We start from the raw sequence: 22502 nt of genomic DNA on the forward strand, positions 1-22502 counted from the left end.
TACGCCAGCTAAACGCTGGCGAAGTGCCGGTGTTTAGCTGGCGAAATGCCAGCGAGACGCTGGTTAGATACCCCAGTCGCGCAGGATGCGGCCAACGTGGCCGGCGGCGCGGACGTTGTACTGGGACTGTTCGATTTTGCCGTCGTTAACCAGGAACGTGGAGCGAATCACACCTTCGACGATCTTGCCGTAGTTGTTCTTCTCACCAAACGCACCCCATGCGCGCAGCACGTCCTTCGACGGGTCGGAGAGCAGCTCCACCTTCAGATCGTGATCAGCGCGGAACTTTGCCAGTGCTTCCGGCTTGTCGGGGGAGATGCCCACAACGGCCACGTCAGCGTCGGCAAACGCGGACCACTCATTGGTAAAATCGCAGGCCTCGGTGGTGCAGCCGGGAGTGTTGGCGCGGGGGTAGAAGTAGACGATGACGCGCTTTCCTGCGTAATCAGCCAGCGAGACTTCCTCGCCACGGTCATTGGTCAGGGTGAATGCTGGGGCGGTGTCGCCTGCTTCAAGTCGAATCTGCTCAGTCATGCCTCTCCGTTTTACACGTTTTTCTATTAGTGTGGTTCGCAGTACTGAGAAGTTTTGATTGGAGTTTTACCCGTGGCACGTGACATCAACGACATTGAGCGCGAGCTTGCTCGTACTCGCACCCAGCTCGCCAGCACTTTGGATGAGTTGGCAGATCGCGCAAACCCCTCTGCGCTTGCAGACAACGCAAAGGGCCAGGCGAAGAACCTTCTGCAGGATGAGACTGTGCAGAAGGTTATCGGTGGCATCGCAGTGGGTGTTGCCGCGTTGCTGAGCATTAAGTTCTTCAACAGCCGCAAGCGCAAGAACGAGCTCAAGGAGCTGCAGCGCCTGCTGGCTCAACGCTAAGATCAACAGGTATGACCAAAAGCCATTCTCCGCGCCGCCCGTACACCGCAGTCATCGCCATCCTGGCAATCGCACTGCTTGTACTGGCGGCGTTGTTTGTTGCTCCCCGATTCCGCAGCGACGCTGGCGGCGATGGCACCCCGAACGACGTTGACGTGCACTTTATTGGCATGATGGTCCCGCACCACGATCAGGCCATCGAAATGTCCGATGTGTTGCTCGCCTCCGATGTGGAAGACCCAGCTGTTCGTGACCTCGCGCAGCGTATTAAGGAAGGCCAGGAGCGGGAGAACGAGCAGATGCTCGCGTGGGCCGACGAGTGGGGGATCGAAGACGACATGGAGCTTCACTCCCACCACATTGCCAACGGCATGTTCATCCCCTCGCAGCTTGAAGCGTTCCGCAACCTTTCCGGCGATGAGCTTCGAGCAGAGTTTCTTGAGATGATGCACCACCACCATGCCGATGTCATCGCGATGACGCAAGGCGAAGTGGACAACGGCGGATACGCCCCCCTGAAGAAGATGGCGAAAGAGATGATTGCGGTGCAAACCGCTGAGATGCGCGAGATGGAGCAGCTGCAAGCTGCCGGTTAGTCCACGATTTCCGCGCCGGCCACTTGCATCTCGGTGAGTGCGGCTTGGCCACGTGCGGCGTCGACAGGCGAGCAAAGCTCCGGCAGCACCCGCACGGTGAAACCTTCCTTCAGCCCGTCCAGGACCGTGGCGCGAACGCAGTGATCGGTGGCGATGCCAACCACGTCGATGGTGTCAATGCCCTCAGCGCGCAAATAGTCCGCGAGTAGGGCACCAGCCTCAACATCACCCACACGGCCCTCAAAGCCCGAATAGGCGGCCGTAAACGCCCCCTTGCGGAAGAAGGCATCAATCTTGTTGCTGTGCGCGTCCAGCGGCGCACGAAGCGCGGCCCCTTCTGAATCTGCGACGCAGTGGACCGGCCAGGTATCTACAAAGTCCGGGTTCTCGGAAAAGTGTGAGCCCGGATCAATGTGCCAATCCTGGGTGGCAAGGATGTGGGAATACTCATCGTTGTTCGCGTTCGCTACAAGCTCCGCGATCCCCGCAGCTACCTGGTCGCCCTTCTCAGTGGCAAGCGAGCCGCCGGGGCAGAAATCATTTTGAACGTCCACAATTACTAATGCACGAGTCATGTGGACAGCGTAGCGAAAAGCCCCTAGCCTTTGTGCAAAAGCTAGGGGCTTTGCCCTTGTGCGCCATCAGGGAATCGAACCCCGAACCCACTGATTAAGAGTCAGTTGCTCTGCCAATTGAGCTAATGGCGCAACGGGATATGACTATAGCAGCGTGTTTATTATGTGTGAAATCGCCTGGTCAGAGACGGTTTTTGTGTTGGTGTTGCGAGTTTAAACTTTTTGTCTGTTTGACGCTATCGTGTCATGGGTACAACAAATGGTGCTTGGGTTTGAAGGGCTTGAAGGGCGGCGAAATGCGAAGCAGGGCAATTGCGGCGAGGCTAGCAGGCCTAATGCTGTGTGGAATCACACTCACTGCTTGCACCATTGGGGAACCCGGCACAAGCCAAGGCGCCGACGCAGATACTTCGCTGACCACCGGTGCCGCAGCAGCCACCACTGCCGCGGCTAAACCGCCACGCATTTCCGTCAAAGACGGTGCGACGGGGGTGGAGCCGTGGGATGGGGTAACGGTGGCGTCGGCAAGCAAACTGCTCGAGGTCAGCATGACCAACGAACAGGGCCGGGAAATTGACTCCAAATTCAATGCGGACAAGACCGAATGGACCACCGATGAGCCGATGGGCTACGGGCGCACATACACGTTGACCGCGAAAAACGTGGACGGCAAGACGTCAACCGCCACGTTCAGCACCATCGTCCCGGACAGGCAAGCCACGGCAGCTGTGGGGCCCCTCGACGGATCAACCGTTGGTGTAGCGCAGGCCGTGAGTTTCCGCTTCAGCGTGCCAATCACGGACACCAAGGCGGTGGAAGACGCAATTACTATTCAGACCTCCAACGACACCGAGGGTGGCTTCTTCTGGCTCGACCCTTATGAGCTGCGCTGGCGTCCGAAGGAATACTGGGAGCCCGGCACCGAAGTAGACGTTGCGGCCGAGTTCTACGGGCGCGATTTTGGTGGCGGCACCTGGGGTTCCAGTGACATCAACATCAGCTTCACCATCGGTGACGCAGTGGAGACCGTCATTGACAACGCCACCAAGACTCTGACTGTCACCCGCAATGGTGAGGTGCTGAAGTCATTCCCCATCGCCCTTGGCCGCGACGGCTCCTACGACACGCCCAATGGCACCTACGTGATTGGCGACGAGCACGAGAGCCTCGTCATGGACTCCCGCACCTACGGCCTCGGCCTGGACCAAGGCGGCTACGTTACGCCGGTGGACTGGGCGACCCAGATGTCCTATTCCGGCATCTACGTCCACTCCGCACCGTGGGCTGCCTGGGCGTGGGGCAACACCAACGTCTCCCACGGCTGCGTCAACGCGTCGCCGGAGAATGCCCGCTGGTTCCAGGAGACCGTCCGCCGCGGTGACCCCGTCATTGTGAAAAATGCGCTGGGAGGGGACCTTTCGCCTTACGACGGCCTCGGGTACTGGAATTTCCGCTGGGAACAGCGCTCCGGCGGCTCTGAGGACCCGAACGCTTAAGGCTAGGCTTTAGCGCTTTCCTCCTCGGCTTCGATCTGCGCGTTGAACTCTCGCTTTGAAGCCTGCCACTGGTCTTCCGTCATGCCGATACGCCAGTAACCGGAGATGGACACGTCCTGGCGTGCAATTTCCGAATCAACGAAGAGGAATCGGCGCATCTCCTTAATCATCTCCGCGACACCGTGGATAAACCATCCCGTTTTCTTGCCCTCGGGGATGCCGGCTTCGCGGACAACGCGGGAAAGCTCAGTGCCGTGGGTAGCACCGTTGCGGGTCACCCAGTGGATTTCCACACCTTCGCGGGTGGGCAGTTCGAACGTGCGGTCATCGGCTTCGATCTCGATGTAGGCGGTGGCCGTCGCGGCCTCAGGCAAGTGCTTTAATCCAGCGCCGATGGCGGGGGCGGAAGATTCATCTCCAGCAAAAACGAAGTGGTCGTAGTCTTCCGTCGGGCCCCACGCGCCGCCTGGGCCGAAGAAGCCAAACTTCTCTCCCACCTCAGCCGTGCGCGCCCAGGGGCCGGCCAGCCCAGCGTCACCGTGGGTGACAAAGTCAACGTCGAAGTCGCCGGTTTCCGGATCCAGGTTAATCAGGGTGTAGGTGCGGGTAACCGGCTGCATGTCACGCGGCAGCTCTTCACGGACCTTCACAGCATCAAACGGCCACGAGTAATCGGCGCCTTCTGGCACGAACAACAACTTGATGTAGTGGTCCGTAAACTCCAGCTCTCGGCCCACGAGGGCAGGGGAGTTCATGTTCAAACGAACCAGGTCTGGGGAAAGCTGGCGACGGCCCGTCACGGTTGCTTCGTTTGCCTTGCGGACTTTGCGCCTTGGCGCCGTGGTATTTGCCTGCTCGGCCATTGTGATCACTGTCCTCGGGTTCTTGTGGGGGTATGTCTATCGAGGACAGCGTACACGTTATTGAGTTAGGTAAGGCTAACGTATATTCGTGGTGCTGTTTGGGGTGTTGGCCAGCCGCCTAGTGGGGGCGGCGGTGGATGGCGGAGAGTTTGCAGCTACCTACACCCGGCTACCAAGCGAAATTTCCGCTGGTAGCTGCAGGTGGGTAGCTGCAAACGTGTTTTGGGCGAGCCGCTACCAGACTCGGTGCCCTCGATGCCCGGTTAACCCGGTGCCGCCGCTGCACGAAACGAAAACCGGCGCCCACCCGAAGGTGAGCGCCGGCGCTAGGGGTGGCTGACGGGGCTCGAACCCGCGACACCCAGGATCACAACCTGGTGCTCTACCAGCTGAACTACAGCCACCATCGCTGTCATGCTCTAGCAATAAACGCTAATTGCAAACAGCTCTGCCTACCTTAGTACGACTGGCCAAGGAAACAAAAACCGCAGGCCAGTCGCACTAACGCAGAGGCAGTGTCTTCGCGGTCTTCGCGGTCTTCGCGCGCAAGTGGGTTACATGCCACACAACGTGCGGGTGGCGTCTGAAAGCGCGGCAAGGCGCGCATCGGCAGCCGCCCAGTCCACAGCGCCAGCACCGGCACCAGAACCAGCACCGGTACCAGCGCCAGAACCAGAACCAGCACCATCAACGTCCATGACTACCTCCAGGTAGCACTTCAGCTTTGGTTCGGTGCCGCTTGGGCGGATGATTACGCGGTCATCAGCCTCGGTGCGGATCAGGATGCCGTCAGTGCCGGGGGTGTTGCCATAGCCGCCAGCAAGATCGACGTACTCCGTAACGGCAGAGCCGGCCAGCTCTTTCGGCTGTAGAGCGCGCAGTCGCTGCATGGCCTCGCTGATTAGGGACAAATCCTCCACACGGAACGTCAGCGGCTGCGTGCGGTACAGGCCGTAGGTGCGGGCGAGCTCGTCGAAGTGCCCGAGCACACTCACCCCGCGTGCCTTCAGTTCAGAGACCACGGTTGCGGCGACGATGGCGGCGGTAATACCGTCTTTGTCGCGCACGTGGGCGGGGTCCACACAGTGGCCGATGGCTTCCTCATAGCCGTAGACCAGCTCAGGCGTGCGTCCGATCCACTTGAACCCGGTGAGTGTGGTGGCGTGCTTCAGGCCGTGCGCTTTGGCAATCTGGCCCAGCATCCGCCCGGATACGATCGAGCAGGCCGTCGCGCCGCCAGAGGCGTGCGAGGCCTTGTACTCGCCGAGCAGGGCTCCAGTTTCGTCGCCGGAAAGCTTCACCCAGCCGCCGCCGATCGAGGTGCCGGCAGACGCCGTGTCGCGCGCCGGGACCGCCAACGCACAGCGGTCCGCGTCCGGGTCGAGTGCGATGATCAGGTCCGCACCCACCTCGTTCGCCTTCGCCACGGCCAAGTCGAGCGCCCCGTCTTCCTCCGGGTTGGGGAAGGCCACCGTTGGAAACTCCGGGTCAGGAGCCCATTGCTTATCGACGCCCACCACGTCCCCAAACCCCGCCGCCCCCAGTGCGTCCTTCGCCAACTGTCCGCCCACGCCATGCATGGGGGTTAAGACGATGGTGATGTCCGCGGCGGGTTTGCCAAGCGCCTTGGCGGTTTCGATGTAGGTGGGGCGGGGGTCGGGGTTCACGTGGGCGTCGGCAAGCAAAAGCTCTGTGGCCCCGGGAACTTTCGCGATCTCGGCTGCGATCTCCTTGTCCGCGGGGGCGATGATCTGCACGCCGGCGGCATCACCTGTGGCGACGCGGCCGCCGAGGTAGACCTTGTAGCCGTTGTCCCACTTCGGGTTGTGGGAGGCGGTGACCATGATGCCGACGTCAGCGTCGAGGTGGCGCACGCTAAATGAGGTCAGCGGGGTCGGCTCACCAAGCGGCAGCAGCATCGCGTCGCCACCAGCACCGGCGACAACCTGGGCTGCGGCTTTGGCGAACTTGGTGGAGCCGTGGCGGGCGTCGCAACCAATCACCACACGCGGGGTGTCCACCTGCTTGTTCAGCCAGGCCATGAGCCCGGCGGTGGCGCGCATGACAACGGCCTGGTTCATGGCGGACTCGCCGAACCCGATCGGGCCGCGCAGCCCTGCGGTGCCAAACTCCAGGGGTCCGGCGAACGCGCGTGCAAGCGCCTCCTCGTCGTTTGTGTCCAGTGCCTCTTGGAGCGCCGCGCGGGTCTCCGGGTCAGGGTCGTGGGCCAGCCAGGTTTGTGCTTGCTCGCGTAAATCTTCGCGCAGCATGGCCTACTCCCAACCGTCCAGCACAGCCTCAGTGCCGGAAAGGCCCAGGCGTGACGCGCCGGCCTCGATCATGGCGCGGGCGGTTTCGGCATCACGGATACCACCGGAGGCCTTAACGCCAAGTTGCTTGCCGACGGTCCGACGCATCAACTCAACCGCATGCACCGAAGCGCCGCCCGCCGGGTGGAATCCGGTAGACGTCTTCACAAACTCCGCGCCAGCAGCAACGGAGGCTTCGCAGGCTTTGACGATCTCTTCGTCTGTAAGCACCGCGGACTCAATGATCACTTTCAGCAGCACGTCACCGCAGGCCTTCTTCACCGCGACGATGTCCTCGCGCACGGCGTCCCAGTTGCCTTCCTTGGCAGCGCCGATGTTGATCACCATGTCCACCTCGTCCGCGCCGTTGTTCACACACCACGCGGCCTCAGCAGCCTTGGCCTCCGTGGGCACTGCGCCCGAGGGGAAGCCGCAGACCACGGCCACCTTGAGGTTCTCCGGCGTCTGGATCGGCAGCATGGACGGCGACACGCAGACGGAGAAGGTGCCCAGCCGTGCGGCGTCTGCAATCAGCTTCTCCACATCAGCGTGAGTGGCCTCGGGCTTCAGCAGCGTGTGGTCCACCATCTGTGCAACATCGTGGCGAGTAAGTGAAGTCATGAGTTGTTCTCCTTCAAAGTGCGAGTGGTGTTTGGGGTGTTAGGCGGGCTGTTTCATACGCGCGGTCATTGCGGCGTAGAGCAGCGTGCCGGCAACAGCGATGGCGGCCAGGATCAGCATGACCATGGGGTACGTGCCAGCGTCGGCAGGCAGGAAGCTCGGCGTAGGCAGGCCCAGGTCCGCCAGCTTTGCGCTGTATGCAATGCCAAGCGGTACGGCCAGGTTGATGGTCAGGTTGTAGAAACCAATGGCAATACCGGATTTCGCCGGCGGGATGTTGCCAATAGCGGTTGCCACCAGCGGGGCGTAGAGCAGTGCGAAACCGCTGGCGAACAGCAGGGACGACACCACGAATACCCACGGGCCGGCCTGCATGAAGAACGCCACAATAAGCAGGGCGACAACAATGGAGGAAAGCGCGGTGAAGATCGCCGGGCGGGTGGGCAGGAACTTGCCAATCTGGCCAGAGAACACACCAACCAAAATGGCGGCGGTGTAGCCCGGGATAAGCAAGTACGAAGCGGTATCAGCAGTCAGGCCGTGGACCTGCTTTGCCATTGCCGGGAACAGCACCAGGTACCCAAGCTGCACCGAATAGACAATGAACACCAGGATGATGGCGGTGACGTACGGGCGGTTCTGGAAGAACTCCGGGTTGACCAGCGGACGCTTGCCGTTCTTCACGTACATGACAAACAACACCACAGCGGCAATGCACGGCAGCAGCCACCACCAGTTAAACGCCTGCATGAACATGATGGCAGACGTTGCCAACACGGCAATCAGGCCGAGGCCGATCCAGTCCACGTGGCCAGACTCCAGCGATGCCTCCTCCGGCACGGTCTTCAGAATCACCGGGATAGCGAGTACGAGCACCAGCGGCACGAGGAACATCGCGGTCCAGGACACCTGGGTGGCAATGTAGCCGGAGGTCAGCGCGCCGAACAGGGTTGCTGCCTGGAACGCTGCGGTGGAAAAGCCCAGGTAGGTCTTCTGGTCCTTCGGTGCGAGGTGCTTGGTTACGTAGATAACGTAGAGCGTTTCCGCAGCCGCCAGGCCGGTGGTCTGGATGATGCGGCCGGTTAGGACCAGCGGCCAGGAGCTCTGGCCAAAGTAACCAATCAAAGAACCGATCAGGGTGAGCACAATGCCCACGAGCAGCAGCTTACGAATGCTGACTACGTCTGCCAGCGCCGCGTAGACCACGGCGCCGATGCCGATGATCACACCGGCCAGGGAGGCTTGCAGACTGACCTCATTGAGCGACAAGCCAAGCGCCTCACCCATTGGGTCAGTCATGAACTTGAAGCCGTTATCAATGATCAGTGAGAAAACGAACGTGAACAAAATGATGGGCACGGCGTGCTTCGGGCTGAGTTTCGTTTCAGCGCCTGAGTTTGGGCCCGAGTTTGGGCCCGCCTGTGCGGCCTGTGTTGTCATCGCTTCGGACTTTCTGTGTCAGGAATTTCTTGGTGGGGATTGCTAGGCAGCGTGTCTAGGCAGCGTGCTTAGACGGCAGCCAGCGGCAGCGCCAGCTCCATCATCTGGGTGAAGGCGCTCTCGCGCTGCTCGGCGGTGGCCTTCTCGCCAGAGCCGATGACGTCAGAGACGGTGAAGATGCCCAGTGCGTCCACGCCGGCCTCAGCGGCGGTGGCGTAGAGGCCAGCGGATTCCATCTCAACGCCGAGCACACCCATGCGGGTCCAGCGGTCATTCACGTCATCTTGGAAGTTGTAGAAGATGTCAGAGGACAAGATGTTGCCCACGTGAATATCCACGTTCTGCTTCTTCGCCTCCTCGGCGGTGGCGGACAAGAGCTTCCAGGACGCGGTCGGGGCGTAGGTGCCCGGCAGGTTGTACTGCTCCAGGAAGCGCGAGTCCGTGGATGCAGACGATGCGACGATGATGTCAAAGAGTTTCAGGTCCGGCTGGAAGCCGCCGCAGGAGCCGACGCGCACCAGCTTCTTTACGCCGAAGAAGTGGATCAGCTCGTAGGCGTACAGGCTGATGGACGGCACGCCCATGCCGGAGCCCATGACGGAGACCTCGTGGCCCTTGTAGGTGCCGGTGTAGCCGAGCATGTTGCGTACGGCGTTGAACTGGACGGCGTCCTCAAGATAGGTCTCTGCGATGAACTTTGCACGCAGCGGGTCGCCGGGCATCAGGATGGTTTCGGCGATCGGTCCGGTGGGGACGATGTGAGCGGTTTGGGTGGTTGGAATCGGGCTGGAATTTGCCATGGTGCGGATGTCCGCCTTCCTGAGAGTGAACCTGTTCTTGCGCCTTTTATTGTAGAAAACCCTCGGAACATATGGCAATTGTCATTTTTGCAAATGTTTACGACGCTCGTGCAGTGCCAACACGCGCCGGGCCGTGTGCTCATCAATCACCAGGTCAGTAGCCAGCCCCATCCACAGCGCAGTCTCAATTGCCTCCGCCTTGTACGTCCCACCAGCAATGAGCACGCGACGCGGACGTGCACGCAGATCCTCCAGGCTGATGCCTACGGTCAAGGCGTCGATGTCCGGGGCAGCAATGTTCCCATCGTGGGTGTAAAACCGCGAACACACATCACCAACGGCAACCCCTACGAGCTGCTCCACCATGGCGTCCGAAAGATAGCCCAGGTTCATCACCAGGGATTCCCTGCGTGCGGAGCCAACCGTAAACGCCACGAGATCCGTCTCACGGCCTTGGTTCAGCACGTCAGCAATATGAGAGTCTTGCTCCACAATGTGCTTGGTTTCCACCTGGTCAAAGATCACCGGCAGCGGCAGCGCAAGCGCCGGCGCGTTGAAGGCGGCGCAGAACAAATTCATCGTCTCAAAGTTGTTCGTAGACAAATTTGAGCGCGATGACCCGCCTTTGAGCTGCACAATCTGGCGTGCGCGGGTATGCGTATGGCGCAGGTTGCGGGCCACATGCAGCATGGTTTTGCCCCAAGACACGCCTACAGACATGCCGTCTTCCACCACTTCTTCCAGGAAGCGGGCGCCGGCAATGCCAAGGTCATCGACTATCGACGGATGATCGCCCGCCCCACTCGGCGCCTGCGGAGGGTGCACCACGCGCACGTCATCAAGACTGAACAATGCGCGCAGCCGATCACCAACCTGCGCACCCGCCTCCTGCGGGTCATGGATCTCAATAACCACAAAGCCACGCTCACGGGCATGCTGCAGAAGCTTCGCCACCGTCGGGCGCGAAATACCCATCTGCGCCGCCACCTCCGCCTGGCTTAAGCCCTCGCGGTAATACAGCTTTGCGGCGTCAATCGCGTCACGGTCGCGCTGCACCGTGCCCGAACGCTGGCCTGAACGCACCGTGCCCGAACCCGCAGCGCCCGAACGCTGGCCCGTCATAGGTACGGCTTGTACGCTTCGTGCGCATCAATCGCAGCAGCCTTGGCCGCGTCGCCGTCGGGGCCGGGGGTGGGGGTGAACACGCAGCGTCGGTAGTAATCAAGCTCCTGGATGGACTCCACAATGTCCGCCAACGCACGGTGGCTCATGCCCTTATCCGGCTGGTTCTGATACGTCTTCGGGTACCAGCGGCGCGTGAGCTCCTTGATCGTGGAAACGTCGATCATGCGGTAGTGCAACGCGGCATCTACCCGCGGCATTTGCTCACGGATAAACATGCGGTCCGTGGCAATAGAGTTGCCCGCAAGCGGCGCCGGGTGGTTCGGGTCGCAGTGCTTCGCAATCAGCTCCAGCACCGCCTCTTCGGCTTCCTCGATGGAGACGGTGGAGCGCTGAATCTCATCCAGCAGGCCGTTTTCGGAGTGCATGTTGCGCACAAAGTCATCCATCTGGGAAAGCTGTGCCTCAGTGGCGTGGACGACTAAGTCAATGCCGCTATCCAAAATGTTCAGGTTGGCATCTGTGACCAGGGCGGCAACCTCCACAATCACGTGGCGGGAGGGGTCAAGGCCAGTCATTTCGAGGTCGACCCAGACCACGCGATCGTCGCGAAGCAAAAGCTCAGGCATCCTGCTCTTCTCCCATCTTTGCGTAGAAGGAACCCAAAAGCGGCGAGAGCGAACCGCGCGGGGCATAGGTTGACACAACATCCATCGCCTTCGACAGCGGGCCCGGCACTACGCGACGCTTATTGCGACGCATCGCACGCAACGTGTCATCAGCGCAGGACTCATACGTGGTCCAAAGGAAATCGGGCACAAGCTTGTCAATAAAGCTCTGCTCTTCCTCCGGAATCTCCGCCGCGCGCACCGGCCCTGGGGCAAGCAACGTGCAGTGCACACCCGTGGGCTTCAGCTCATAGTGCAGCGACTCTGTAAACGTATTCACACCCGCCTTAGTAAAGACGTAGGTGGAGTTGTTCGGAATAGGGGAGTTACCGGCTGCGGAACCCACGTTGCACAAAGCACCCGAACCGCGCGGCACCATCTGATCCAGCACCGCCTTGGTCAGGCGAAAGACCGCCGTGGCGTTCAGGTTGAACTGGTCTACCTCGTAGTTCCAGTCCTGGCGCATGAACGGGCCGAAGCTGGCAATGCCCGCAGAATTAACGCAAATGGCGATCTCACGGTTCTGGATGTGCTCAATCAGCGCGGTCACGTCGCGCTCCTTCGACAGATCCGCCGCAAACACCTCCACGTGCACGCCGTGCGCGCTTGCCAGCTCCTCCGCCAGCGCCATCAGCACGTTTTCGCGCCGCGCCACAATAATCAGGTTGTAACCACCCGCGGCCAGCTTGCGGGCCATCGCCTCACCGATGCCTTGGCTAGCACCAGTGATCAGGGCATAGTTGCTTTTCGACGCCTCCGGGAAACTCATAACCCTAAACCCTACCCACTCACGTGATCTTCACCGGCGATAGAACGCAACGCGTCCATGTGGCCGCGGTATGCGGCAAGGCCTGCGTTAGTCAGGGTGACCCACACGGTGTCTTTCGCGCGGCTGGAACCGTACTCGCGGAAACGGGTGACGTACCCGTGCTCTTCAAGTGCGCTGAGCTGCTTGGATAGCGTTGCGTCAGTGGTGTCCACGATGTCGCGCAGCTGCGCAAAGCGCATCTCCTTGCGGATGTTTTCCTCAGTGGCGCCGGCTGCGGCAAGTGCCGCGCAGATCTTCAGGCGCGTAATGGGGTGGATGGCCGGGTCGAGCTGGCTCACTTAGGAACTCGCCCCCAGGTAAGTCCAGCCGCCACGATGAAGACGAGCGCGATGAGGATTCCGGCGGCGGCTGCCACTGCGAGGTTTCCGAGCGGCAGGAACTGGAAGCCGACGTAGATGATGGTGTAGCTAACCATATACGTCAGGAACGTTTTCGAGTTCCATGTGTCTTCGTCCGGGCGTATGTCCTGCTTGTAGGAAATGCGCACCGTGCGTTTCCTACGCGTCTCCGTGACCCAAACAAGGATGATGGTGGCCGCGATGAGGAGGAATGTGATGAGCACTTGCTCCATCAGTGCCGCGCCAAACGCAAGGCCTATGACCACGCCAGTTGGGATGATGTACGCCCAAGGCCGTGATGTGGTTGTTTCGGTTGCGCGCGATTCCACGTCTTCGGCGGCACGTAGCGCCTCGCGGGCGTCTTGTGCATCTCGTGCGGTTTCCAAGCTTTCCATGGTGGAAAGTGTACGCCGTGGAGGGGCAGCGCACCAGCGTGAGGACTGTTTGCAGCTACCTACACCCGGCTACCAAGCGAAATTTCTGCTGGTAGCTGCAGGTAGGTAGCTGCAAACGTGGATTCTGTCGGCGAACAGGCGGCGAGCAGCCGGCGAACGGCCGGCGAAAAAGCGCCCCCAGCAGGACTCGAACCCGCGACACACCGGGTAGAAGCCGGTTGCTCTAATCCACTGAGCTATGGAGGCAGTACACGAGGGATTGTAACGCAGGCCAAAACACAAAGAACACCAAGAGCCGGTTAGGCCTTGAAAACGTTGGAAACGTAGGGTTGTTGGCATGCGTGAAAAACGGTCTGTGCAGGCGGCGTGGCCGTTCTACCTCACCTCAGTGCTTCTTGCGGGCATTCTTGCGGGAACGCTGGGGCAGTTGTTCTCCGGTGAATCGCTTGCGGTGTTGGGTATTCCTGACCCAGGCTGGCCAACCACGTTCGGGCTCCCGGCGGTACGCGGTGCGGCGTGGATGCTGTCGGCGCTGGCCAGCGGCTCGTTCCTCTTCTCCGCGTTTCTGATCCCGCCGAAGCAGGTGGGCAAAGACCTCAACGGGGCGCCGTTGACGGTTGATGGGGTGGTGGCGTCGAGGGTGGGGGCGTGGGCGTCGATAAGCATGATGGCCCTCGGGCTGATCATGATTCCGCTGGTGCTTTCCGATGTTTCGGGACAACCCCTGAAAGACGTCCTGTTCAGCCCCGGCGCGTGGTCCACCGCAATTGACCAGGTCAAAGAAGCCAAGGTGTGGCTCATTGTTGCCGCGATCGCCGCAGTAGTGGCGCTCGGCGGGTTCATGGCACGCACCTGGTGGCCGCAGGTGGCGCTGTTTCTCGGCTCCGTGCTGGCCATCATGCCGCTGGCGCTGACCGGGCACTCTGCCTCCGGCGGCAATCATGACTTTGGCACCAACTCCTTTATCTGGCACCTAGTGGGAATGCTGCTGTGGGTTGGTGCGCTGATGGCGCTGGTTGCGCACGGGCGCAGGCTCGGGCCAAACATGGAGCAGGCGGTGCGCAGGTACTCCACTATCGCGCTGGTGAGCTTCATTGTCATGCTGGTCTCTGGCGTGGTCAACGCGCTGATCCGCATTTCACCGGAGCAGCTGACGCAGTACCACTACGGGTGGGTGTTGATTGCCAAGTTTGTGGGCATTTTCGTGCTGGGGCTGATGGGGTTTGCCCACCGGCAGAAGACCATCCCGGCGCTTGCTACCAACCCGCGCGCGTTTGGGCGTCTTGCCGCCGTGGAAGTGCTGCTCATGGCCCTGATTACCGGCTTGGCGGCAACGCTTGGGCGCACCCCGCCGCCCCCGCCGCAGGTATTCAACATCAGCGTGATGCAGGTGAAGATGGGCTATGACCTCTACGAGCCGCTGACGGTGGGCAACTGGCTGACGCTGTGGCGCCCAGAGCTGCTCTACAGTGCAATCGCCCTGCTGTTGGCGGTGTACTACCTCTACCTGGTGCGACGCGTGAAGAATTGGGAGCTTTCGCGCACCCTGTGGTGGCTGGCGGGCTGCGTAACCATCGTGATTACGCTGTCCTCGCGCCTGGGTCTGCACATGCCGGCGTCCTACTCCGCGCACATGACGGTGCACATGATCCTGTCCATGATCGTGCCCGTATTTATGGTGCTTGGCGCGCCGCTGACCCTGATTCGCCGCGCCTACCCGGAGGGTGAATTCAACCCGCGACTGTGGGCGGAAAGTTTCCAAAACTCCAAGTTCTTGAAGGTGGTCACCTTCCCGCCGCTGAGCTTGGGGCAGTTTGTCACTTTCTTCTACGTGATGTACCTGTTCCCGTCGCTGTATGAGCTGATGGTTTCGGAACACGCAGGTCACGTGATTATGAACGGCGTGTTTATGGTCTCTGGCTACTTCTACTTCTGGGAACTGATCGGCCCTGATGAGATCCCAGGCCGCCCCAGCGCCAAGGTCCGCCTTGCCTGGCTGTGGGTGTCCATGCCGATCCACCTGTTTATGGGTATCTACCTCATGCAGCTGAGCGCCGTGCTGGCGGAGGACTTCTACCGCTCGCTGGCGCTGCCGTGGGAGCCGGACCTCTTGGCAGACCAGAAGGCCGGCGGCGGCATCGGTTGGGCGTCTGGCTCCTTCCCGCTTGTGATTGTCTTCGGGGTGCTGTTCCGTGCCTGGTTGGCTGAAGACCGTGAGGAAACCCGTGAGGTGGATCGCCGCGCGGAGGAAGACGACGATGAGGAGTGGCGCCGCTACAACGAGATGCTGGCGCAATACAACCGCCAGTAGGATGCTCTGACCTGCGCGTTTTCATTAAGTGTGGATAACTTCCGGGTTATCCACAGCTTTTTTCTTTGGGGGTTGGCAAGCAGGCTGTGCCGTGACATTCTGCCCGTGGGTACGCAAAACAGCGTGCTGTAACCGCCGGTAGCTACCGGCAACTGTTTAGAAGGAACATCACGGAAAGGGGGGCTCTTCCATGAGCACCGAAATCACCATCCACGGCAACCTTGTTGCAGAACCCACCATCGCCTGCGTAGGGGAGAAAGGCACTGCGCTGTCCAAGCTGCGCGTTGCTTCTTCACGACGCCGCCGGACCGACGAAAAAGACGAGCACGGCAAAGACGTCTGGTTGGACATTGACCAGCTCTACATTGACGTCAATTGTTGGGGCGACCTTGCGGTAAACGTCAAGGCGTCGCTGTTTCGCGGCAGTCCGGTTGTTGTTACCGGACGGTTGGTTACAGAGTCGTGGGAGGAAACCCACGAAGACGGCAAGACCGTCAACCGCTCAAGGATCACCATGCGCGCGTCCCGCGTGGCCTTTGACTTGAGCAACTTCCAGATCAACTCGCGCAAGACCACCAGCGTCTCCCACACGGTAGAGGGCACTGAAGAGGTGCAGGTGAAGTCCCTGGAAGACCTGCTGGAACGCAACAGTCAACCTCGCGAAAGTGCGGAGGACCAGCTGCCGCCGCGCAAACCCATGGCATCGAGCTTTGGTGCGGCATCTAACGCTGCACCCGATATGGGATCTAGCGCCGGGTCCAGTGCGGGATCCAACGCCGAATCAAGCGGTGATCTCGTCGGTGCCGCGGCAGGGGTTGATGAGGACGGGAGGCCGTTTTAAGCGGCTGGTTTAAACGCCGTCTAAACACCTGACGTTGCTGCCGCTCTAGCAAGGGCTCGCGTGATGTACCCTGTGGAAAGCATTTCAAGCACTGTTTAACACAAGGGGATACCACGTGGCTGAGTTCATCTACACGATGAAAAATGTTCGCAGGGCCATCGGTGACAAGGTCATTTTGGACAACGTCACCATGGCTTTCTACCCCGGCGCCAAGATTGGCGTCGTCGGCCCCAACGGCGCCGGTAAGTCGTCCTTGCTCAAGATCATGGCTGGCATTGATCAGCCGAACAACGGTGAAGCCTTCCTGCAGCCGGGTGCCACGGTTGGCATCTTGCTGCAGGAGCCGCCGTTGAATGAGGAGAAGACGGTTCGTGAGAACGTCGAAGAGGGCTTGGGCGAGATCTTTGAGAAGAAGCAGCGCTTCGAGCAGATCGCCGAGGAGATGGCCACCAACTACTCCGATGAGCTGATGGAGGAGATGGGCAAGCTCCAGGAGGAGCTGGATGCCGCTGACGCTTGGGAGGTTGACTCCAAGATTGAGCAGGCAATGGAAGCCCTGCGCTGCCCGCCGTCTGATGCGCCGGTGACCAACCTGTCTGGTGGTGAGCGCCGCCGCGTGGCGCTTGCGAAGCTGCTGCTGTCCGAGCCGGATCTTCTGCTTCTTGATGAGCCGACGAACCACCTGGACGCCGAGAGCGTGCTGTGGCTGGAGAAGCACCTGCAGTCCTACCCGGGTGCCGTGCTTGCCATTACCCACGACCGTTACTTCCTGGACAACGTCGCCGAGTGGATCTGTGAGGTTGACCGCGGCCAGCTCTACCCGTACGAGGGCAACTACTCCACCTACCTGGAGAAGAAGGCTGAGCGTCTGGAGGTTGCTGGCAAGAAGGACCAGAAGCTGCAGAAGCGCCTGAAGAATGAGCTTGAGTGGGTGCGTTCCTCCCCGAAGGCACGCCAGGCGAAGAACAAGGCGCGTCTGGAGCGTTATGAGGAGATGGCTGCTGAGGCGGAGCAGTACAAGAAGCTGGACTTTGAGGAGATCCAGATTCCTACCCCGCCGCGCCTGGGCAACAAGGTTGTTGAGGTTGAGCACCTGGACAAGGGCTTTGACGGCCGCATCCTGATCAAGGACCTGTCGTTCACCTTGCCGCGTAACGGCATCGTGGGCGTGATTGGCCCGAACGGTGTGGGTAAGTCCACCCTGTTCAAGACCATCGTGGGCCTGGAGGAGCCGGACGCAGGTACCGTCACCGTTGGTGACACGGTGAAGCTGTCCTACGTTGACCAGAACCGCGAGAACATCGATCCGGAAAAGACGGTGTGGGAAGTGGTCTCTGATGGCCTGGACTACATCGTGGTTGGCCAGAACGAGATGCCTTCGCGCGCGTACCTGTCCGCATTCGGTTTCAAGGGTGCGGACCAGCAGAAGCCGTCCAAGGTGCTTTCTGGTGGTGAGCGCAACCGCCTGAACTTGGCGCTGACGCTGAAGCAGGGCGGCAACCTGATCCTGCTCGATGAGCCGACGAACGACCTGGACGTTGAAACCCTGGGCTCCCTGGAAAACGCGCTGCAGAAATTCCCGGGCTGTGCTGTGGTGATTTCTCACGACCGTTGGTTCCTGGACCGCACCTGTACCCACATCCTTGCCTGGGAGGGCAACATTGAAGAGGGCAAGTGGTTCTGGTTCGAGGGCAACTTCGGCGACTACGAGAAGAACAAGGTTGAGCGCCTTGGTGAGGAAGCTGCGAAGCCGTCCCGCGTGACGCACCGCAAACTCACCCGCTAACGCCTACCCGCTAACCCCTACCCGCTAAGCCTCACGTTAGGCAGCTTTTTACCCCGCGCTGGATTGAATTCGGCGCGGGGTTGTGTTTGGCATGTAGGGTTTAGCGCATGGCAAAACAGGGTGTAGAAAACAACGTCCACGTGTACGAAGTGCCGCTGCGCTGGGGGGATTTTGACCGCTACGGGCACGTTACTAACTCCGCCTACCTAGAGATTGCTCAGGAGGCGCGCCTTGCGTTTGCTCGTGAGTACTTCTACTCGCAGGGCCACGATTTTGCGGTGTTTGTGCGTCGCGTGGAGGCGGACTATATGCGCCCGATCCTGCCCAATACGGCAACTGCGGTGATTGAAACGCACGTTTCGCGTTTGGGCAATACGTCTTTTACTACCCACCAGGAGATCAAGGACTCGCAGGGCAGGGTCTGCTGTGTGGTGGAGTGTGTGCAGGTGACGGTTGATGACGCAACTGCTACTCCGCGTGCGATTACAAAGCAGGAGATCGGCATTTTGTCGCTGACGGCGGCACCGGGTGCGGGGGAGTTGGAGTAGAAACAGACGTAGAACCAGTGTCACCTATTACCTTTACGCCGCACGGCGACCAAGGGCTTGGAGGCCTTCGCGCGTTGCTGCAGCGCGCAGTGGCCCTAGATCCGCATGCGCTTGCCCGTTTCCAAACGGTGGGCGCCGCGCTCAACGTGTTTGTGACCACGCCGTTTGACTGCATTGTGGCCAGGCGCGTGGCGGGGGAAATCTCCCGCGACGGTGCGGCCGTTTCGGCGGCGGAATTCTGGGAGGCGCTCAGCAAGCAGACCGGGCAGACGGTTACTATCGGCCGCCCGCAGGATGCCTCCTGGCCGGGCGCGCTGCCGCCGGTCGAGGGCTTTCAGCTTTGCGACGAAGTACCGGTCAGCACCGCACGCCAACTCGCGGACGAAGGCAAACGCCTTGCCAAACAATTCTCCGGACCGGCAGGGCCACCGCGCTCGCTTCTCGACGCCACGGTGATCACCGCCAACGCCACCTCCGACACCCCTGTTGAAGTACCCATGCGCATGATTTTTACGTGCACCTCCATGGGCCTGATTCCGGGGTTTGAGGCGCCAGCGCACATCCCACGCCACCTGCGTGTCGCCAGCGCCGGCAGGTGGGTGCGCCTGGACGCACCGTACGGCTCCGTGTTTAAAAACGCTGGCCTGGGCCTGCTCTTTTAGCAGTTAGGCAGGGCTGCCCGGCTCCTGGTTAATCATCATGTACGCCACGCGCTGCATGTGGTTCCAGAGTTGGTGGCGGTGGTGGGGCGACAGTTCGTCGTCAGTAAATTGCTCCAACGAACGCCCCATGAGTGCTAGCCAGCGCTCCGCCTCAGCCATGCCGATTTTGAAGGGGAAGTGGCGGCGGCGAAGCATTGGGTTGCCGCGCTTTTCCTGAAACGTGCGGGGCCCGCCCCAGTACTGTTCGAGGAACCAGCGAAGGCGGTCCTCGGCGCCGTCGAAATCATCCTCCGGGTACATGGGGCCGATCAGGTCATCGGTTTTGACCTGATCATAGAAGCCTTTGACTAGGCGGCTGAAAAATTCGGTGCCGCCGACGTCCTCGTACAGTGTGCGCTCCTGGTCATCGCGCGGTGGTGTTGGGGTGATTTCCACCTCAAGCTCCTTTCTCTTCTTTTCCAAAACCCACAAGCACAGAATCCATAGGTGCCAGCACAACGCCAGCATCGTGCAGGTCTTTCAAAATGCGGTGGTTGATAAAGCGGGCGACGGACCACTGCTGTCCCGGCATCGTCTTTAACGTAACGCGGAAGGATGCATAGGTGGGGTTGAATTCTGAAGGGCCGAGCATGGCTGGCGGGCTCATCACCTGGTTGCGGATCTCCGGTTCCTGGATGGCTGCCTGTGCTGAGCGTTCAATGATTGCGGAGGCCTCATCCGGGTCCGCCATGACGGAAACCGGGATCTGCAGGCGCGCCACGGAGTAGTGGATGGAGTGGTTGCCCACACGGTCAATGTCCCCGTTGCGCACGTGCCACAGTGCGCCGTCCATATCGCGGATGGTGGTCACGCGAAGGGTCATCTCCTCAACATCACCCACAATGTCATCAACCTGGATGGTGTCTCCAACCCCGTACTGGTTCTCCAGCAGGATGAACATGCCGGAGAAGAAATCCTTCACCAGGGATTGCGCGCCGAAACCAATGGCCACGCCCACGATGCCGGCAGAGGCGATCAGTGGCGCTACGTTCACGCCAAGCTGATCAAGCACGGCCAGCAGCGCCCACGTCCACACAATAATGGCGGCCACTGAACGGGCCACGTTGGACAGGGTTTTCAGGCGCTGTCGGCGTCGGCTTTCCTGCGCACGGCCCTGCGGGGTGTCGGGAATTTCGCGTGTGCGCAAAAGGCCGGGGTTGTTCATCCTGGCATTCGTGGCGCGGCGGATCAGGTGCGCTGCAACCCGGTCAAGGATGAACGCGACGACGAGGATGAGCGCGATTTTCAGGGGCCGTTCGAGCACTAGCTCGCGCGTGGCGGGGTCGTTCCACCACGTGGAGACCCCTTCTACTGCTTCTTCGAGGTTTTCTGCGGCTGCTGATATGTAGGTGGTGTTCATCAGGCCCATAGTCTACGCGAGTGGGGAAGGTGGGCGTGCATATAAATCGTCGATAATGAACAGCTTGGTCTAGTTTGTGGCTACGATGCTTGGCATGTCTACCAACACGAGCAATCCAGGCCCGTCGACCGCAGCGATCCACGCAGGCTACGAACCCGATAGCCTCTACGGGCCGATCAATACGCCCATCTACGCCTCCACCACGTTTGCACAGAACGGTCTAGCGGAACTGCGCGGCGGCTATGAATACACCCGCGTTGGAAACCCAACGATCACCGCGCTGGAGAAGTCCGTTGCGGCACTTGAGGGTGCTGACTTTGCCGTTGCGTTTGCCTCCGGGATGGCCACGGTGGACGTAGTCCTGCGCACGCTGCTGAAACCCGGCGACCACATCGTGGTCTCCAACGATGCTTACGGCGGCACCTACCGCCTGATCCAGCAGGTGTTTTCCCTCTGGGGCGTGGAAAACACCGTGGTGGACATGACCAATGCCGAAGAGGTTGGTGCGGCGGTTCAGGACAACACCAAGGTGATCTGGGTGGAGACCCCGACGAACCCGCTGCTGTCCATCGTGGACATTGAGGCGGTGGCCAAGGTGAAGGGGGGCGCTGCGTTGGTGGTGGATAACACGTTTGCTTCGCCGTACCTGCAGCGCCCGTTCGAGTTCGGTGCGGACGTGGTTTTGCACTCCACTACCAAATACATCGGTGGGCACTCCGACGTGATCGGCGGCGTGGTTTGCGGCAAGGATGATCTGATCGAAGGCTTTGAGGAGCAGCTGCGCTTCTTCTTCGGCTGGGTGGGTGCGATCCCATCGCCGTTTGATACGTACCTCACGGGCCGTGGCTTGAAGACGTTGCCGGTGCGCATGGAACGCCACTGCGATAATGCCGAGGCTGTGGCCAAGTACCTTGAGGGGCGCAAGGAAGTTGCCCGTGTGTGCTACCCGGGACTGGAGTCGCACCCTGGCCATGAGGTGGCGAAGAAGCAGATGCGTCGCTTTGGTGGCATGGTTTCCGTGCTGTTCCAAACTGAAGAGCAGGCCAAAAAGTTCTGTTTGTCTACACAGCTCTTTTGTCTCGCGGAGTCCCTCGGCGGTGTGGAGAGTTTGCTTGAGCACCCGGCGACCATGACGCATGTATCCGTGGCCGGTTCCGCCCTTGAGGTGCCTGGTGAGCTGGTACGTATCTCCGTTGGCATTGAGGATGAAGCTGACCTGATTGCGGACCTGGAGCAGGCATTCGCGCAGCTTTAGGCGACACCCCTGGGTGGGTGTCTTCTAAGTTGCTTGCTGGGGATTCTGTAGCTACGTTTAAGCATGCAGAAAGACTTATATCCCAGGAGGCTTGACGGTGGTCAAGAAACCCGCGTACATGGTTATCGCCGATGCGCTGCGGGCCAGAATCGAGTCGCATGAGCTTGCCCCCGGTGACAGGTTGCCGTCGGAACGCGAGCTCGTAGAGCGTTTTGGCGTGGCGCGCATGACAATCCGCCACGCATTGGACATGGTCCAATCGGAAGGGCTGATTGAGCGCCGCCGCGGACGCAACGGTGGCACGTTTATCCGCGCCACCCCGCCAGTGTTGGAGTTGAACTCCGGCGTGGGATTTGAAGAGTACTTTGCCGCTGAAGACAGCGGGGTAACAAGCGCAACCCGCAGCTTGGGCCAGGTGCCGGCGCCGCATTCTGTGGCCAACGCATTCAAGGTCGAACCTGGTTCTGAGGTCACTGAACGCCAGGTGGTGTTTTCCTCCGAAGGTCAGCCCTTGATGTTTGCCACGTGCTACACGCTGCCGGGGCGAGCCCGTGAGGAGCTCTCTCCCGAGCCTGAGTGGCGGGAGGATATTTTGACGGCAACGCGCGCCTCGGACCGCGAGTGCGAGGCACTTGGCCTTGGCACCAACGCGGTGGTGCAACGCGTCACTCGCAGCATGTTTGTTGGCGATGATCTGACGGAATTCAGCCTCATCGCCATCCGGCCGGACGCAGCGAAGCTACGCGCGGTAACTACCGGCTAACTG

Annotated in this window: 24 protein-coding genes and 3 tRNA genes; 10 read left to right on the forward strand and 17 right to left on the reverse strand. The window is 60.6% G+C overall.

The window, feature by feature from the left end; all coding sequences use genetic code 11:
• Nucleotides 1-63: 63 nt before the first annotated feature.
• A complete protein-coding gene (bcp, locus tag AK829_RS00185) occupies nucleotides 64-534 on the reverse strand; it encodes a thioredoxin-dependent thiol peroxidase (protein WP_052203220.1) in 471 nt (156 codons plus the stop codon).
• Nucleotides 535-606: 72 nt separating this feature from the next.
• On the opposite strand from bcp, the gene AK829_RS00190 reads away from it, so the two are divergent.
• Both AK829_RS00190 and AK829_RS00195 read left to right on the forward strand, forming a co-directional pair.
• Nucleotides 607-882 carry a DUF3618 domain-containing protein gene (locus AK829_RS00190; protein WP_052203222.1) on the forward strand — a complete coding sequence of 92 codons (276 nt, stop codon included), beginning with the start codon at nucleotides 607-609 and terminating at the stop codon, nucleotides 880-882.
• Nucleotides 883-893: 11 nt separating this feature from the next.
• A complete protein-coding gene (locus tag AK829_RS00195) occupies nucleotides 894-1478 on the forward strand; it encodes a DUF305 domain-containing protein (RefSeq protein ID WP_052203224.1) in 585 nt (194 codons plus the stop codon).
• Here AK829_RS00195 and AK829_RS00200 read toward each other — a convergent pair.
• Nucleotides 1475-2053: an isochorismatase family protein gene (locus AK829_RS00200; protein ID WP_052203225.1), complete on the reverse strand. Its 579-nt coding sequence runs from the start codon at nucleotides 2051-2053 to the stop codon at nucleotides 1475-1477. The genes AK829_RS00195 and AK829_RS00200 overlap by 4 nt on opposite strands.
• Nucleotides 2054-2112: 59 nt before the next feature.
• Nucleotides 2113-2185, reverse strand: a tRNA-Lys gene (locus AK829_RS00205).
• 203 nt (nucleotides 2186-2388) lie between these two features.
• On the opposite strand from AK829_RS00205, the gene AK829_RS00210 reads away from it, so the two are divergent.
• A complete protein-coding gene (locus AK829_RS00210) occupies nucleotides 2389-3549 on the forward strand; it encodes a L,D-transpeptidase (RefSeq protein ID WP_232305751.1) in 1161 nt (386 codons plus the stop codon).
• A gap of 2 nt (nucleotides 3550-3551) precedes the next feature.
• Here the strand turns inward: AK829_RS00210 and AK829_RS00215 are convergent, their stop codons facing one another.
• From AK829_RS00215 to AK829_RS00270, 12 genes are all read right to left on the reverse strand, one after another.
• The gene (locus AK829_RS00215; protein WP_052203226.1) at nucleotides 3552-4412 is read right to left on the reverse strand and encodes a siderophore-interacting protein; all 861 of its coding nucleotides are present in this window, start codon (nucleotides 4410-4412) and stop codon (nucleotides 3552-3554) included.
• 331 nt (nucleotides 4413-4743) lie between these two features.
• Nucleotides 4744-4816, reverse strand: a tRNA-His gene (locus tag AK829_RS00220).
• Between the two features lie 150 nt (nucleotides 4817-4966).
• The gene (locus AK829_RS00225; RefSeq protein ID WP_052203227.1) at nucleotides 4967-6682 is read right to left on the reverse strand and encodes a phospho-sugar mutase; all 1716 of its coding nucleotides are present in this window, start codon (nucleotides 6680-6682) and stop codon (nucleotides 4967-4969) included.
• Between the two features lie 3 nt (nucleotides 6683-6685).
• Nucleotides 6686-7342 (reverse strand): deoxyribose-phosphate aldolase, encoded by a 657-nt coding sequence (gene deoC, locus AK829_RS00230; protein ID WP_052203228.1) that lies wholly within the window; start codon nucleotides 7340-7342, stop codon nucleotides 6686-6688.
• A 39-nt stretch (nucleotides 7343-7381) separates the two neighbouring features.
• On the reverse strand, nucleotides 7382-8782 hold the full coding sequence (locus tag AK829_RS00235) for an MFS transporter (protein WP_083439684.1): 1401 nt from the start codon (nucleotides 8780-8782) through the stop codon (nucleotides 7382-7384).
• A 68-nt stretch (nucleotides 8783-8850) separates the two neighbouring features.
• A complete protein-coding gene (gene deoD, locus AK829_RS00240) occupies nucleotides 8851-9582 on the reverse strand; it encodes a purine-nucleoside phosphorylase (RefSeq protein ID WP_052203229.1) in 732 nt (243 codons plus the stop codon).
• An 81-nt stretch (nucleotides 9583-9663) separates the two neighbouring features.
• A complete protein-coding gene (locus AK829_RS00245; protein WP_083439685.1) occupies nucleotides 9664-10704 on the reverse strand; it encodes a sugar-binding transcriptional regulator in 1041 nt (346 codons plus the stop codon).
• A complete protein-coding gene (gene orn, locus AK829_RS00250; RefSeq protein ID WP_052203234.1) occupies nucleotides 10701-11333 on the reverse strand; it encodes an oligoribonuclease in 633 nt (210 codons plus the stop codon). Before orn ends, AK829_RS00245 begins: the two co-directional genes overlap by 4 nt.
• Nucleotides 11326-12141, reverse strand: coding sequence for a mycolate reductase (gene cmrA / locus AK829_RS00255; RefSeq protein WP_052203238.1), 816 nt, complete (start codon nucleotides 12139-12141; stop codon nucleotides 11326-11328). Before cmrA ends, orn begins: the two co-directional genes overlap by 8 nt.
• 11 nt (nucleotides 12142-12152) lie before the next feature.
• A complete protein-coding gene (locus tag AK829_RS00260; protein ID WP_052203239.1) occupies nucleotides 12153-12479 on the reverse strand; it encodes a transcriptional regulator in 327 nt (108 codons plus the stop codon).
• Nucleotides 12476-12934 (reverse strand): hypothetical protein, encoded by a 459-nt coding sequence (locus tag AK829_RS00265; RefSeq protein ID WP_052203240.1) that lies wholly within the window; start codon nucleotides 12932-12934, stop codon nucleotides 12476-12478. Before AK829_RS00265 ends, AK829_RS00260 begins: the two co-directional genes overlap by 4 nt.
• Before the next feature lie 172 nt (nucleotides 12935-13106).
• Nucleotides 13107-13180, reverse strand: a tRNA-Arg gene (locus AK829_RS00270).
• A gap of 91 nt (nucleotides 13181-13271) precedes the next feature.
• On the opposite strand from AK829_RS00270, the gene AK829_RS00275 reads away from it, so the two are divergent.
• From AK829_RS00275 to AK829_RS00295, 5 genes are all read left to right on the forward strand, one after another.
• On the forward strand, nucleotides 13272-15245 hold the full coding sequence (locus AK829_RS00275; protein ID WP_052203241.1) for a cytochrome c oxidase assembly protein: 1974 nt from the start codon (nucleotides 13272-13274) through the stop codon (nucleotides 15243-15245).
• Between the two features lie 190 nt (nucleotides 15246-15435).
• Nucleotides 15436-16086 carry a single-stranded DNA-binding protein gene (locus AK829_RS00280; RefSeq protein WP_052203242.1) on the forward strand — a complete coding sequence of 217 codons (651 nt, stop codon included), beginning with the start codon at nucleotides 15436-15438 and terminating at the stop codon, nucleotides 16084-16086.
• A 115-nt stretch (nucleotides 16087-16201) separates the two neighbouring features.
• A complete protein-coding gene (gene ettA, locus AK829_RS00285; protein ID WP_052203243.1) occupies nucleotides 16202-17872 on the forward strand; it encodes an energy-dependent translational throttle protein EttA in 1671 nt (556 codons plus the stop codon).
• Between the two features lie 107 nt (nucleotides 17873-17979).
• Nucleotides 17980-18420, forward strand: coding sequence for an acyl-CoA thioesterase (locus tag AK829_RS00290; protein WP_052203246.1), 441 nt, complete (start codon nucleotides 17980-17982; stop codon nucleotides 18418-18420).
• 17 nt (nucleotides 18421-18437) lie between these two features.
• Complete coding sequence (locus AK829_RS00295; protein WP_052203248.1) at nucleotides 18438-19082, forward strand: hypothetical protein; 645 nt, start codon at nucleotides 18438-18440, stop codon at nucleotides 19080-19082.
• Between the two features lie 3 nt (nucleotides 19083-19085).
• On the opposite strand, the gene AK829_RS00300 is transcribed toward AK829_RS00295, so the two are convergent.
• Complete coding sequence (locus AK829_RS00300; RefSeq protein WP_232305752.1) at nucleotides 19086-19517, reverse strand: globin; 432 nt, start codon at nucleotides 19515-19517, stop codon at nucleotides 19086-19088.
• A 1-nt stretch (nucleotide 19518) separates the two neighbouring features.
• The gene (locus tag AK829_RS00305; protein ID WP_052206270.1) at nucleotides 19519-20481 is read right to left on the reverse strand and encodes a mechanosensitive ion channel family protein; all 963 of its coding nucleotides are present in this window, start codon (nucleotides 20479-20481) and stop codon (nucleotides 19519-19521) included.
• A 94-nt stretch (nucleotides 20482-20575) separates the two neighbouring features.
• Here AK829_RS00305 and AK829_RS00310 point away from each other — a divergent pair, with 94 nt between their 5' ends.
• Nucleotides 20576-21736: a cystathionine gamma-synthase gene (locus AK829_RS00310; RefSeq protein WP_052206272.1), complete on the forward strand. Its 1161-nt coding sequence runs from the start codon at nucleotides 20576-20578 to the stop codon at nucleotides 21734-21736.
• A 97-nt stretch (nucleotides 21737-21833) separates the two neighbouring features.
• Nucleotides 21834-22499 carry a GntR family transcriptional regulator gene (locus AK829_RS00315; RefSeq protein WP_052203250.1) on the forward strand — a complete coding sequence of 222 codons (666 nt, stop codon included), beginning with the start codon at nucleotides 21834-21836 and terminating at the stop codon, nucleotides 22497-22499.
• Nucleotides 22500-22502: the final 3 nt, after the last annotated feature.

Source organism: Corynebacterium riegelii (assembly GCF_001263755.1).
GTDB classification, from domain to species: domain Bacteria; phylum Actinomycetota; class Actinomycetes; order Mycobacteriales; family Mycobacteriaceae; genus Corynebacterium; species Corynebacterium riegelii.